Origin of the sequence: Paraburkholderia sp. EG304, assembly GCF_046543485.1 — a bacterium.
GTDB lineage: Bacteria > Pseudomonadota > Gammaproteobacteria > Burkholderiales > Burkholderiaceae > Paraburkholderia > Paraburkholderia youngii.
On sequence record NZ_JBKGUA010000026.1, the window covers coordinates 33,579 to 46,895 of the forward strand.

At 62.6% G+C, this 13,317-nt stretch carries 10 protein-coding genes and 1 pseudogene; 7 read left to right on the forward strand and 4 right to left on the reverse strand.

The window, feature by feature from the left end; translation table 11 throughout:
• The first annotated feature begins 122 nt into the window (after positions 1–122).
• From ACLFKU_RS26640 to ACLFKU_RS26670, 7 genes and pseudogenes are all read left to right on the forward strand, one after another.
• On the forward strand, positions 123–1,622 hold the full coding sequence (locus ACLFKU_RS26640) for a sugar ABC transporter ATP-binding protein (protein WP_410851078.1): 1,500 nt from the start codon (positions 123–125) through the stop codon (positions 1,620–1,622).
• Positions 1,619–2,674: an ABC transporter permease gene (locus tag ACLFKU_RS26645; RefSeq protein WP_410851079.1), complete on the forward strand. Its 1,056-nt coding sequence runs from the start codon at positions 1,619–1,621 to the stop codon at positions 2,672–2,674. Before ACLFKU_RS26640 ends, ACLFKU_RS26645 begins: the two co-directional genes overlap by 4 nt.
• Before the next feature lie 110 nt (positions 2,675–2,784).
• On the forward strand, positions 2,785–4,020 hold the full coding sequence (locus ACLFKU_RS26650) for an SfnB family sulfur acquisition oxidoreductase (RefSeq protein ID WP_410851080.1): 1,236 nt from the start codon (positions 2,785–2,787) through the stop codon (positions 4,018–4,020).
• Positions 4,021–4,058: 38 nt separating this feature from the next.
• Entirely contained in the window at positions 4,059–5,129 is a 1,071-nt protein-coding gene (locus tag ACLFKU_RS26655) for a substrate-binding domain-containing protein (RefSeq protein ID WP_410851081.1), read from the forward strand.
• A gap of 321 nt (positions 5,130–5,450) precedes the next feature.
• Positions 5,451–5,543: pseudogene (locus ACLFKU_RS26660) on the forward strand (DUF1330 domain-containing protein); the annotation flags it as partial.
• Positions 5,544–6,027: 484 nt separating this feature from the next.
• A complete protein-coding gene (locus ACLFKU_RS26665; RefSeq protein WP_410851082.1) occupies positions 6,028–7,596 on the forward strand; it encodes a hypothetical protein in 1,569 nt (522 codons plus the stop codon).
• Between the two features lie 207 nt (positions 7,597–7,803).
• Positions 7,804–8,496 carry a phosphatase PAP2 family protein gene (locus tag ACLFKU_RS26670; protein WP_410851083.1) on the forward strand — a complete coding sequence of 231 codons (693 nt, stop codon included), beginning with the start codon at positions 7,804–7,806 and terminating at the stop codon, positions 8,494–8,496.
• A gap of 57 nt (positions 8,497–8,553) precedes the next feature.
• On the opposite strand, the gene ACLFKU_RS26675 is transcribed toward ACLFKU_RS26670, so the two are convergent.
• The 4 genes from ACLFKU_RS26675 to ACLFKU_RS26690 are packed head-to-tail and all read right to left on the reverse strand — an operon-like array spanning position 8,554 to position 13,184.
• Positions 8,554–9,513, reverse strand: coding sequence for an ABC transporter permease (locus ACLFKU_RS26675; protein WP_410851084.1), 960 nt, complete (start codon positions 9,511–9,513; stop codon positions 8,554–8,556).
• On the reverse strand, positions 9,506–10,570 hold the full coding sequence (locus ACLFKU_RS26680) for an ABC transporter permease (protein WP_410851085.1): 1,065 nt from the start codon (positions 10,568–10,570) through the stop codon (positions 9,506–9,508). Before ACLFKU_RS26680 ends, ACLFKU_RS26675 begins: the two co-directional genes overlap by 8 nt.
• Positions 10,567–12,153 (reverse strand): sugar ABC transporter ATP-binding protein, encoded by a 1,587-nt coding sequence (locus tag ACLFKU_RS26685; RefSeq protein WP_410851086.1) that lies wholly within the window; start codon positions 12,151–12,153, stop codon positions 10,567–10,569. Before ACLFKU_RS26685 ends, ACLFKU_RS26680 begins: the two co-directional genes overlap by 4 nt.
• Positions 12,150–13,184, reverse strand: coding sequence for a sugar ABC transporter substrate-binding protein (locus tag ACLFKU_RS26690; protein ID WP_410851087.1), 1,035 nt, complete (start codon positions 13,182–13,184; stop codon positions 12,150–12,152). The genes ACLFKU_RS26685 and ACLFKU_RS26690 overlap by 4 nt, the downstream gene beginning before the upstream one ends.
• Positions 13,185–13,317 lie beyond the last annotated feature (133 nt).

Below are 13,317 nucleotides of genomic sequence, written 5' to 3' on the forward strand. Positions count from 1 at the left end.
CGGGGACAGAAAATGCCATCAAGCGGTTGAGAATACTAAGCATATGAATAGCGATTCGTTTGCGGCATGGACGAGCTTGTCTAGCATGAACGGTCATGCATCCAGAAGCGATCCTCCCTGCAATGAATCAGCCTGTCCTGAAGGCCGTCTCCATCACGAAGCGATTCGGCGCGACGACTGCGCTGACCCATCTCGACCTCGACATCCGTGCGGGAGAAGTGGTTGCGTTGATGGGCGCGAACGGCGCTGGCAAATCGACGCTCGTCAAGATAATCAGCGGCGTCTACGGAGCGGATAGCGGTGCGCTGACTTTGCGCGGCGAAACCTTCGCGCCTTCGTCGCCGCAGCAGGCCAAACGGCTTGGCGTCGCGACCGTGCATCAGAGCACCGCCGATGCCGTGGTACCGGCCTTATCTATTGCGGATAACCTGTTGCTCGATCAGCTTTGCGATGCGGCGTCTGCGTGGCGTATGACGCCAGCGGTGCGCGTCGATGCCGCGCGGCCCCTTGCGCTGCGCGTCGGACTCGAAGTCGACCTGTCTGCGCCGTTGCATACGCTGTCGCTGGCAGGGCAGCAACTTGTGACCCTGGCGCGTGCATTGGCCGGCAATCCGTCGTTGCTGATTCTCGATGAGCCGACGGCGAGTCTTTCTGCGCCCGAAGCGGAGCGGCTTTTCGCCTTGATCGAGCGTTTGCGTGCCGACGGCGCGGCGATCTTGCTGGTGTCTCACCGGCTAGGTGACCTGCGCCGCATCGCGGACCGCGTGACCGTCATGCGCGATGGCCGCATCGTGGCGGATCTGCGTCCGCCCATCGATTTCGACGCCGCGGTAGAAACGATGATCGGCCATGCACTGCCCGCCGATCGCGCTGCGCCGCACGACAGCGGCACATCCAGCAATGTGGTGTTCAGCGCGCGCGATCTGAAGCTGACGCCAGCCTCGATACCTTTCGATCTGGACGTCGAAGAAGGCAAGATCGTGGCGATCGCTGGCCCCATCGGCGGCGGAAAATCGCGTCTCGCGCGCGTCATCTTTGGCGAAACGCGCGCCGTGCAAGGCGACATGCACTTGCTCGGCAAGCCATGGCGACCGCGCTCGCCCGCTGACGCGATTCGCGCGGGTGTCTACCTCGCGGGAGAGGACCGCTGGCGCTCGTCGCTCTTTCCGGACAGCGTGCCGTTCGCATCGATCGCGGGCACGCTCAGTTTTCCATTTCTGTCACGCTGGCATAAGGGCGGCTTCGTGCGTCGTGAGACGGAGCGGGCGGCGGCCGGCGAGGCGATTGCCGCATTCGGCGTGCGCTGCACGGGACCGGACGACCGGCTGTCGCGTCTGTCGGGCGGCAATCAGCAAAAGGTCGTGCTCGCGCGTTGGCACGCGGAACCATCGAAGCTGTTGCTGCTCGACGAACCGTTTCAGGGCGTCGATGCAGGCGCGCGCGCCGACATCGTGGCACTGCTGCGCAAGCGTGCGGCGGGGCGTGCCACGCTGGTGTTCGTCAGCGATCTCGAAGAAGCGTTCGAAATCGCCGATCGTGTCGTGCATTTCGATCGCGGTACGACACTCGAGCGCGCGGCTCCCGCCGATTCTCTTTCTTTTGTTGCTCTCCCTCATTCATGAAATCCACCACCCCGTCCGTGACGACGAACGTCCCTGCCCAATCGTCGGCGCGCCCGCGCTCGGGCAGTCTGCGCGAGCATCTGGAACGCACGGGCATCCTGCTGGTGCTGGCCGTGCTGATCGTCGTGTTCGCGGTGCGCGAGCCGGCCTTTCTGAACGTCGACAATCTGCTGAGCATTCTGCAGGCCGTGTCGATCGTCGCGCTGCTGGGCATAGGCGTCACGATCACGCTGGCGGCAGGCGGCTTCGATCTCTCGGTAGGCAGCGTCGCTGCAACCGCGCAAATGGTCGCGAGCTATGTGCTGATCGTATGGCATGGCGGAGCGTGGAGCGCCGTGCTGGCCTGTCTGGCATTCGGCGTGGTCGCGGGCCTGTTCAATGGTGTGCTTATCACACGTCTGCGCGTGCCCGACCAGCTTGCCACGCTCGGCACGCTGTTCCTGCTGGCGGGTCTGCAATTGATTCCGACAGGCGGGCGTTCGCTTGCGACGGGCACCGTGCTGCCCGACGGCACGGAAGCGACGGGCAGCTTTCCCGATCTGTTTCTCGCGCTGGGGCGTTCGCGCCTGCTCGACATCGTGCCGCTGCCTGTTCTGCTGCTGGCGGCGTTGACGGCGGTGGCGTGCTTCGTCATGGAGGCGACGCGCTGGGGGCGGGTGATCTATGCGATCGGCGGCAACGAAACGGCCGCGCGCCTCGCCGGCGCGCCGACGGCTCGTTATCGCATCGCGGCCTATGTCGCGTCATCGACGATTGCCGCGTTGGGCGGTGTGCTGATTGCGGCACGCGTCGGCCGGGGCGATGTGAGCGCGGGGCATTCGTTGCTGCTCGACGCCGTCGCGGCGGCGCTGGTCGGCTACGCGGTATGGGGCGCGAAGCGGCCCAACGTGCTCGGCACGGTGGTGGGCGCGGTGTTCGTCGGCGTGCTGCTCAACGGCCTGACCATGCTGAACGCGCCGTACTACATGCAGGACTTCATCAAGGGCGTGATGCTCGTGTTTGCATTGGCTTTCACATTCAGTGTCGGCTCGCGTTCGGGTGCGCGCGTGTGAAACGAGAAAACCTTCTGCGCATCGACGTCATATCTAATTTCGAATCGCTCAGTTTGTGTTCGTGACGAGCGTTGCTAGATTGTGCCAATCGTCATCAAAGGGAGACATTCATGGCCGAAACCGACGTAGCCGATCAACAGCGGGCGGACGCGCATGCCCGCGCGGTGCGGGTGATCGCCGACGATGCGCAAGCCATTGCCGTCGCGCATGAGCTGGCGCGGCGTATTGCGGCGGGTGCATCCGAGCGCGATCGCGAGCGCCGGTTGCCGCGCGAAGAAATCGAGTGGTTCTCGCAATCGGGGCTGTGGGGCATCACGGTGCCGAAGGCGTATGGCGGCGCGGGCGTGTCGTTCGTCACGCTGACGGAGGTCATCAAGATCGTCTCTGCGGCCGACCCGTCGCTTGGCCAGTTGCCGCAGAATCATTTCGGCCTGGTCGATGTGATCGTGTTGACAGGCACCGAAGAACAAAAGCGCTATTTCTTTGCGGAGATCCTGGCGGGCAAGCGCTTCGGCAACGGCTTCTCCGAAAAGGGCACGAAGAACGTGCTCGATCTCAGGACCACGGTGCGGCGCGATGGCGACGACTATGTGATCGACGGCACGAAGTTCTATTCGACAGGGGCACTATTCGCGCACTACGTGCCCGTGCTTGGCCTCGATGAAAAACGCAAAGCGTGGCTCGCGTATATCCCCAAGGGCACGGCGGGTCTTGAAGTCATCGACGACTGGTCCGGCTTTGGCCAGCGTACGACGGCAAGCGGTACGGTCACGCTGGAAGACGTGCGCGTGCCGGCGTCGCATGTGCTGCCTGCGCAGCGCGTTTCCGACGAACCAACACTCAATGGCCCCGTGTCGCAGATCATTCAGGCTGCCATCGACGCAGGCATCGCGAAAGCCGCCATCGCCGATACGCTCGAATTCGTTCGCACGCGCACGCGACCGTGGGTCGACAGCGGCGTCGACAAGGCCAGCGACGATCCGCTTACGCTGCGTGAAATCGGCCGCCTGCACATCCAGCTGCATGCCGCCGAAGCCCTGCTCGAACGCGCTGCACGCGCGCTCGACGAACTCTCGGCCAAAGGCGCGACCACGGCAGACGATGTCGCGCGTGCCTCGGTCGCCGTCGGCGAGGCAAAAGTATTGACGACCGAAATCGCGCTGCTGGCCGGCGAAAAGCTCTTCGAACTGGCCGGCACCCAGTCGACCCTAAGCGAACACAACTTCGACCGTCACTGGCGCAACGCGCGCACGCATACGCTGCACGATCCCGTCCGATGGAAGTATCACCTCGTCGGCAACTACTATCTGAACGGCGTGAAACCGGCACGTCACGCATGGAACTGACGCTGCCAGTAATCAGGCATCAAACAAGGGGACTTTCGATGAAATCGCTGTTTCAAAGCCGTTCGATCTGGGTGCGTGCGCTGGGCGCACTGACGTTGTGCTCGGCTGCCGTGCTGTCTGCCGTATCCGCACATTGCGAGCCGCTCAAAGGCGCACCGGCGCCGTTCGACAAGGGCGGTGTGCGGATCGCGCTCGTCAACTATCTGTCGACGGGTGACTTCTTCCAGGCTTACGAAGCGGGCGCGCAGAAGCAGGCGAGGGCGCTAGGTGTCGACTTGCGCATCTACGAGGGCCGCCAGGATGCGTCGGAGCAGCGCGAGCAGATCCAGCAGGCAATCAGCCTGGGTGTCTCGGCGATCATCGTCAATCACGGCTTGCCGGAGTCGCTGAAAGACGTCGTGCAGCGTGCGCTGGACAAGGGCGTCAAGGTCGTCGCGTTCGACGTGGATCTCGCCAATCCGAAGGTGCCGCAAATCGAGCAGAGCGATCACGATCTCGCGTCGCTGTTGCTCGATCAGGCTGTGAAGGACAACGGCGACGCGTTCGCAGCGGGTTACGTGTATGTCGCGGGCTTCGCGCCGCTCGACAGGCGTGACGCGGTGTGGCGCGACTTCAAGCGCGCGCATCCGAACGTGCAGGAGAAGGCGCGTTGGGGCACGGTGGATAACCCGATCGCGCAGTCCGTTGCGAATCAGGCGTCGGCCGCGTACCGCGCGCATCCGGAGATCCGCGTCGTGTTCGCACCGTACGACGAATTTGCGCGCGGCGCCAAACTGGCCGCTGACGAAGCCAGGCTGTCGTCGAAGCTGCGCATCTACAGTGCGGACATTTCGACTGCCGATATCGAAGCGATCCGCGCGCCAGGCAGCGCTTGGGTGGCGACAGCGGCGACCAATCCCGCCGTGGTCGGCGCCGTGTCGGTACGTGCGGCGGCCTTGCTGGTGGCAGGACAGGACCCGGGTCATCACATCGCGGTAAAGCCGACGCTGATCACGCGCGACGATCTGTTGAAGAACGACATCAAAACGATTGCGGATCTTGGCGAGAAATTCCCTGCGTTCCGTTCGAGTGATGCGGCCACCGCTGCGTGGATTCCTGCCGCGCAGTAAGCTGCGAGAAGCGTGACAAAGGCTGGCAGTGTCGAAGCGTCACTTCGAACCGGTGCAAGACGAAGGCGGCGTACAACGCGCGGTACTCACGCTCCACACAGTCACCGGCTCGCAAAACCGTTATCCACGAGGACCTTCTAACGGTCTCCTCATCCCGCGCGCAGCGCGTCGGCCAGTCGATCAGCAGCGCATCGTCAGGACGCGGCTCCGCTTTCGAACGTGGCCAGTTGCTGGCCCATAGACAACGCTCCGGGTAACGCTCGGCCGTCGATACACCGGTTTGACGTAGCTACTCGGCGAAGTCTCTTCGAGAACAGGCCGCGCGCGTGGTACGACGGCCCTGCCTGTCAGGAAGTCGCGCAGCACCGTTTCAAGGGCGCGCGCTATCGTGCGGTTCTCGTCGAAGGCGTATGACGAAATGCAAGGACGTCTGGACCCGTGGAGCTTAGCGGGCCCAGGCCCTCGACCGACGCGGGCTTGAATAGCAGATTCTTGTCGTGCGTGGTCGTCTCTACATGTCTCGTTCGGTTTGCCGCGCAGGAAGAGGCCGAACTGTCATACCAGCGAACGGCACAGCCGACGACGACGTTGGTGACCGGCGACGGATAAACCGATTTCGTCTGCTTTATCGCTTCATTTTTCCCGCCTGTCCAGGAACCTCCGTGCCTTCGTGAGCGAGCGCAAAGGAATGTCTTGAGCTTTGTGTGAGGTGACGAACAAATGGTTACAGTGGCGCGCGTATACTCGTCAAAAAAATGACATATAGCACGATGCGATCGAAAGCCGGCCACGGGTTTAGCTACGCGACATCTTCCGTAAGCAATGTGCATTTCGTATAACCCAACAAATCGAGAATACCTTGCGTGGAGGGTTCCAGATCAACCTTCCGAGGTTTTTGATGACTATCAGAAGCCCGATGAACACTGGCATTTCTCCTTTGCGTCTGTGGAGTGTGTGGCTGATTGCGGCCGTGGTTGCGTCGATGCCATTCTTCGTCACGCCGTATCCTCCTCTTGGGCAACACTTTTACAATATCGTCCGGCTCGATATCCTTTCTCATCCGGCATCGTATGCAAGAAATTTTGTCGTTCGGTGGGAAGCCGTGCCCGACCTTGCCATGGACCTCGCCCTACCGTGGTTCACGAAACTGATACCCGTAGAATGGGCTGCCTGGCTGTTTACCCTCGTCGAACTCGCGCTATTGACGTCGGGTTGCCTCGTGTTGAGCCGTGTTGCCAATGGCCGTTGGTCGTGGTTACCGTTTATCAGCTTCCTGCTGCTCTATAACTGGATACTCATACGCGGCTACGATAACTTTCTGTTTGGTCTCGGGATTTCCTTTTGGGCGATCGCTGCGCACGTGGCGTTGCGCCGGGCCACCGTCGCGCGGGTACTGGTTTCGTGCTTCAGTGCCCTTGTCATTTATTTTTGCCATCTGTTTCCGCTTGCCGTTTTCGCTCTGGTTGTCGGCACGTGGGAACTTGGTTGTCTTCTTCGAGAGGGGAAGGTCTCGATTCATTCACTGGCTCGTCACGCGGCCGCGAGCCTGGTTCCGTTGCTGCTCCCCCTTGCACTGTTGATCCACAGCAGCACCGGCGGCCTTCATGGGTCAACCCATTTCGGCGTTACCCACGTACTTTCGAAGCTCGCTCTTTGCATCGATGTCTTTTCAGTGGGCAATCGTGCAGGCGATGTGGCTATCGTGGCTGGTCTGAGCCTGTTCGTGGTCATTGGTCTGGTTCTGAAATGGTGGACGTGCCAGCCAGAGTTCCGGATAACCGTCTTTTCGCTTCCGCTGGTAGTCCTGCTCGCACCGTTTGACGCGTTTGCTTCGTACGGTGTGATAGAGCGATGCGCGATCAGCTTCGCGTTTTTGCTGACTGCGCTGGTTGGCGTACGACATTCGGTGGCGCCACGTCTCCAGGGAGTCGGCGCACTCGCTCTCACGCTTGTCTTTGTTTTCCGGATCGTGACCGTGACTGAGGATTGGCAGGTCGGCAGTCCTGTCATTCAGACTTACCGCACCACGTTCGCGTCCTTGAAGGCTGGTTCCGTCTTGTTCCAGTACAAGCAGGACACCGCCGACCGCTCTCCATGGAAGGACCCCTACCGCTGGAACCCATATTTGGACAAGGTGGTGGCGCTCGCAACAGTGAATGGCGTTCTCGTGCCCGATTTGTATCTCAAAGCGGGCCAGCAACCCGTGCTTTACCGGAGCGAGAACGTAGCATTGAGGGAGTTCCAGGACGACAGCTCTACCCGAAAACCGAATGTCCTGGCAAATGGCGACATGTTACGCGCGTGGTCCACTGAGCTGCTGGATCGTTTTCCTGACCTTACAAGCCGGTTCACGACGGTCTATCTTGCGGTACTTGACCCGTACCGGCGCTTACCCGAGACGCTTGATGGATGGCAACTCGTTGCGACGTTACCTGAACATCGGCTCTATGAACTGCGTCCCCGTTGAGTTCAAATATCGACCGCAGACGACCATGACGCACGAGAGTTAGACGGACTAGACAATGCATCGGTCGACGGGGCGCATCGAGGAGGCTGTCGTTATTGCTTATCGTCGTCGGTTGCAACGTCTTTGGTTCAAGGCTTTGCCGACGACAGAGCCCGATACGAGCTAGTCGCATCGGAAATTGGCTTTGTCCGATTTTCTTACAAGACTATGAATAGCTTCGATTCGTCTATCGAGACATATCTATCCTCCCTCCACTTCGGTTATCTCGCGGCCAAAACCATAGAGGTCATTGCCGACCTCTACACCTTCAAAGGGCTCGTACTCATACCGTTGCTGTGGTGGATGTGGTTTCAGCCAGATGAGCGTCGAGAATGGCGGCGAGAAATGGTGCTCACAACGCTTTTCAGCGGTCTCCTGGCGCTCCTCGTCGGAAGATTGCTGGCTCACTGGTTACCGTTCAGAGCGCGCCCTGTTTTTAGCGGCGAACTGCATCTGCACTTTGCAGGTCACGTCATCGAGGACGCACAGCTGTCGAATTGGAGTTCCTTCCCAAGCGACCACGCGATGTTATGGATGGCGGTCGCCACTGGCATCTTCCTCGTGTGGCGGGGCATCGGCGTGCTGGCGATTCTCTATGTGGTGCTGGTCATTTGCCTGCCGCGTGCCTATCTTGGCTTTCATTACCCGACCGACTTGCTGGCGGGCGCGCTCGTGGGAGTCGGAATCACCTATCTGATGACGCGAGACGCGATTCGCGTGCGCTGCGCCACTCCGGCGCTGCGATGGATGGAGCGTTACCCGGGACCATCAGCGATGCTGGCCTTTATCGTGTGCCTCGAACTCGCCACGCAGTTCGACGAGCTACGCATGCTGACGGGCAGTGTGATCAAACACCTATGAATCAAACATGGCTGCGTGGGCTCGGCCATACCAAACTCCTGATTCGTCCGCCGAATACTAGGCCTGTTGCTCGCTCCGCGATGCGAAGCTGAACGCCAGCACCGCGAAGATCAGCACGCCCGTGGCGACCTGCTGCCAGTAGAAGTTCCAGCCGATCAGCAACAGCCCGTTTGCCACGAGGCTCAGCAGCAGCACGCCGAGTAGCGTGCCGGGCACATTGGGTCGCCGCGCGCGCGACAGCGTTGTGCCGATGAAGGTCGCGCCGATCGCGTTGAGCAGGTAGCCGTTGCCAGCTTGCGGCACATAGGCTTTCACCATCGATGACAGCAGCAGGCCCACCACGCCATAGACCAGCGCGCCCGCCACGAAAGTTGCGACGACAATGATCGCAACCGGCAGGCCGGAATAACGAGCGACGCCCGGTTGCGTGCCGAGTGCGGCACTGTAGCGGCCGAACACCGAATGCGCGAGCGACACGTGTACGACTAGCGCGAGCGCCGCCACGATCCACAAGGGCACCGGTACGCCGGCGCACGTGCCGTGCGCCAGCGCGCCGAACAGCGGCGGCAACGGGAGGCCGAGCAGGTAGACGGGCTGACCGCCATCGGTCGCAAGCTGCTGCAGAGTCTGCCCGATGAAGAGCGTGCCGAGCGTCGCCAGAAATGGTGCGATGCCGAGGGCCGCCACCAGCATGCCGTTGAACGCGCCCACCAGCAGCGCTGCGCCGAGCACGGCGAGGGCGGCCAGCGGTACCCCCACGTGATGTGCGCTCAAAAGGACGAAAACGAGGCTGCTCACGTCGATAGCCGTGCCAAGCGACAGGTCGACGGCGCCGATCGATAGCGCAAGGGTCATGCCGAGCGCAGCAATCGCCAGCAGCGCGAAATCGTTGAGCAGCACATTGCCTAGATTGCGGGGCTGCGCAAAACCTGGCGAGCACACCGCGAAGAATAGGCTGACGGCGACCAGCGCGCCCGGCAGCGAAAAGCGCTGGATGTGCACGAGCCGATCAGTCATGAGCATGCGTTCCGAGGTGACGGCGACGCAGCAGCGCCGTGGTGGAGACGACGAACAGAATCAGCGCTCCTTCCACGCCGTTGACCCAGTAACTGGAGACGTTGTCGAGCTGAAACCCGTTGCTGACGACGCCGAGGAAGAGCACGGCCAGTAGCGTGCCCGGCATCGTCGGCAGCATGCGGCGCGAGAAAACCACCCCGAGCAGCGCCGCTGCCACGACGGCGAGCAGGTTTTCGCTCGCGCCCGGCGAACTGCCGCTCAGGAGCGCCGACGACGCCAGCGCGGCGAGCGCCGCCGCGAAGCCGCCGAGAATGTAGCTTGCGGCCGCATAAGCGCGCACATTCAATCCCGCCGCGCGGGCTGCCTGGGCGTCTTCCCCGCACGCGCGCAGGCGCAGCCCAAATGGCGTGTAGTGCACCAGCAGAGTGACGAGCACGGCGACGGCGAGCAACGCTGTCGCAAGATGCGGGATACCTGATGCGCCTTCACCGATCAGGAAGGCGAGCAGCGGGGAAGTAGCCGGCACCGAGGTGTTCTGCGTGAGCACGAGCTCGAGGCCCGCGCAAAGGTTCATCGTCGTGAGCGTGGCAAGCAGCGGCAGGATGCGCAGGCCGAGCACCGCGAAGGCGTTGAGCGCGCCGATCGTCACGCCTGCCGCGAGCGCGAGGCCGACCGCGCCCGCGCTCGACACACCCGCACGCAGTGCCACCGCATGAGCAGCCGCGCATAGACCCATGTTCGCGGCGATCGACAGATCCAGTCCACCCTTGATCGAGTCCGCGCCGCCGCCGATCAGCACTGCGGTCAGACCGAACCCGAGCACGCCGAGCACGGCCGACTGCTGCACGATATTGGCGAGATTGGCGAGCGTGAGAAAGAGCGGGGAGGTCGCCGCGAAAACCGCGAACACCAGTGCGAAGGCCAGCACGGCGCCGCCGCGCAGCCAGAATTGCGCGCGAGGGGCGTCTGGCTGGGGCGTCGCCGAACCGGCGCGATCTCCGGCAAGATCGTCGTTGCCCCGCAGCGCATCCAGGCGCTCGATCACCTTGCCGATCATGCTGCATTCTCCTGTTTCGGTGCGCTTTCTTCGCGCGACCGCGCGAGCGTGGCCCACGCGAGCAGGTCCTGGGTATTGGCAGCGTGCGAGGGCACGTTCTGGACGATCGCGCCACGCGCAAGCACGAGTACGCGGTCGGTCACATCGAGCAGTTCGTGCAGGTCGCTGGAGAAAATCAGCACGGCCGCGCCTTCAGCCACGAGGGCATCGATGAGGCGATAAATGTCCGCTTTCGCGCCGACGTCCACACCGACTGTCGGCTCGTCGAGGATATAGATAGCCGCGCCGTCGACTGTCTTGCGGCCGAGCCACTTGCCGAGCGCGACCTTCTGCTGGTTACCGCCCGAGAGATGGCGCACAGGCGCGTGCGGGCCAGGCGTGCGCACGCCGAGCGTGTCGATCAGTGCACATGCTGACGCGGTCTCGCGGCGCGTATTCAAGACGCCAAAGCGGCTGAAGCGCGCGAGGCTCGGCAGTGAAAGGTTGTCGCGCACGGACAGTGCAGTCGCGACGCCCTGGCGGCGTCGATCCTCAGGCACGAAAGCGATGCCCTGGCGCACTGCGTCGGCCGGTCGGCGCAAGCGCACGGGCTTGCCGCGCACACGCAATTCGCCACGGACTCCGCGCTCCAGGCCGAACAGGCTGCGCACCAGCGGCTTGCCGCCCGAGCCGACCAGCCCCGTTACGCCCAGCACTTCGCCCCGCCTTAGCGCGAAGGACAACGGCCCGAAGCGTCCCGTGGCGCAGAGATCGCGTGCTTCAAGCACGACCTCCCGAGGCGATGCGGTTTCACGGCGCGAACGCGCCGCAGGCTGTGTGCCGATCATCGCCGAGACAAGCACGTCGAGGGGCGTGTCGCGCGCATCGACGTGCGCCACATCGACGCCATCGCGCAACACCGTCACCTGGTCGCACAGCGAGGCGATCTCGTTCAGATAGTGCGAGACATAGAGGATCGTGAGTCCGCGTGCACGGAGGCGATCAATGGTCTGCAACAGGCGCTCGACCTCGCTACTCACGAGCGCGGCGGTCGGCTCATCGAACACGAGGATGCGCGGCGTGCGCATGAGCGCGCGCGTGATCTGTACGATCTGCTGCTCTGCGACGCTCAATTCGCCGATCAGACGCTCCGGTGGCAACGCGATGTCGAAATGCACGGCCAGCGCCTCGTTCGCGCGGCGGCGCATGCGGCGCAAATCGAGCGGCAGCAGGGCGCGCAGACGGCGCACGCCGGGCACGGCTACTGGCTCGTCACCGAGCGCGAGCGCTTCGGCCACCGTGAATGTCGGTGAGAGCAGACGCTCCTGGTGAATGAAGGCAATCTCGCTGCGCACTCCCGCGCCAATCTCAACGCCATCGACCTTAATCTCGCCCGCGTCCGCTCGCTCGAGCCCCGCGAGAATCTTGATGAGCGTGGATTTTCCTGCGCCGTTCTGGCCAATCAGTCCATGCACCGTGCCCCGCGCGGCGCTCAACGATGCGCCACGCAGCGCCTGCACGCCGCCGTACTGCTTCGAGAGAGCGCGCAGTTCGAGTGCGGGCGCAACGGCTGCGGCCCGCTTGCCGTTGAGCGGCTCACTCATTTCGAGGCGAACTGGCCGGACTGTGCGGACTGACCGAGCGTCTTCTGCACTTCGGCAGCGTTGTCCTTGGTCACGAGAATCGACGGGACGTAAGTGTAGGGCGGCAGATTGCGCTCGCCACCGAGATAGCGCGCGACATTGTCGACGGCGGTCTTGCCGATCAGCGCGGGCTGCTGCGCCACCACGGCGGCAGCGCTCGACTTCGGATCCTTGACTAGCGACACCACGTCCGGACTGCCGTCGACGGCATAGGTGCGAATCTCGCTGCGATGCGCTGCATCGACGGCCTGGGTCGCCCCCACCTGCGGCACGTCCCACGCGGCCCAGATCGCCGAGATTTGCCCCTTGGGGTATTTCGTGAGCAACTGGCTCACCTGCGCATAGGCGCTCTGCACGGTGTTGGGAATCACATCGCGCAATTCAGGCTCGATGATGTGCACCTTCGGGTAATACTTGAGCACGGCCTTCAACTGGTCGTAACGGATCGCGCACACGGGCACGCCGTAGAAGCCGTTGAATACGAGTATGTTGCCTTCGCCATGGATGTCGTTGACGAGTTTGAGCGCCAGTTGTTCGCCGATGAAAAAATTGTCCGATGTGGTGGCGTTGAGGCTCGACGGGGACGCCGTATCGATGGTGAACAGCGGGATGCTGGCCTGGCGGATTTTTTGCAACCACGGCTCCAGCACGGTCGCGGTACCGAGCTGCTCGATGATGGCGTCGGGCTTCTGCGCGATGAGCGTCTGTATCTGCGCGATCTGGCGATTGTCGTTACGGCCCGCGTCAAGCGCGATCGGCGTGCCGCCCAGACGCTTCACCTCGTCGATGGCGCCTTGATAGGCTTTCAGATCCCAGTAGTGGTCCGTGCCCACCGCCGTAATACCTATGCGCTTGCCTTTGAGCGAAGGTACATCGGCATCACCTTGGGCGTGGGCTACGGCGTTGAATCCTGTCAATACGCCGAGGGCGACGGCAAGCGCGGCAGCGGCGCGTTTGATCGGAGCGATGGAGCGGGTTGTCTCGCGGTTCATGTCGTAGTCGATTCGTTGTCCAGGCTTTCGCCGTGTGAAGGGGGAAGTCGCACTGTGCTGCGAATCTAAACCGCATGGACGGAGAAGGTAAAACATCGAATTGAGCTAAGGATAGTTGGCACTGGATGGAATA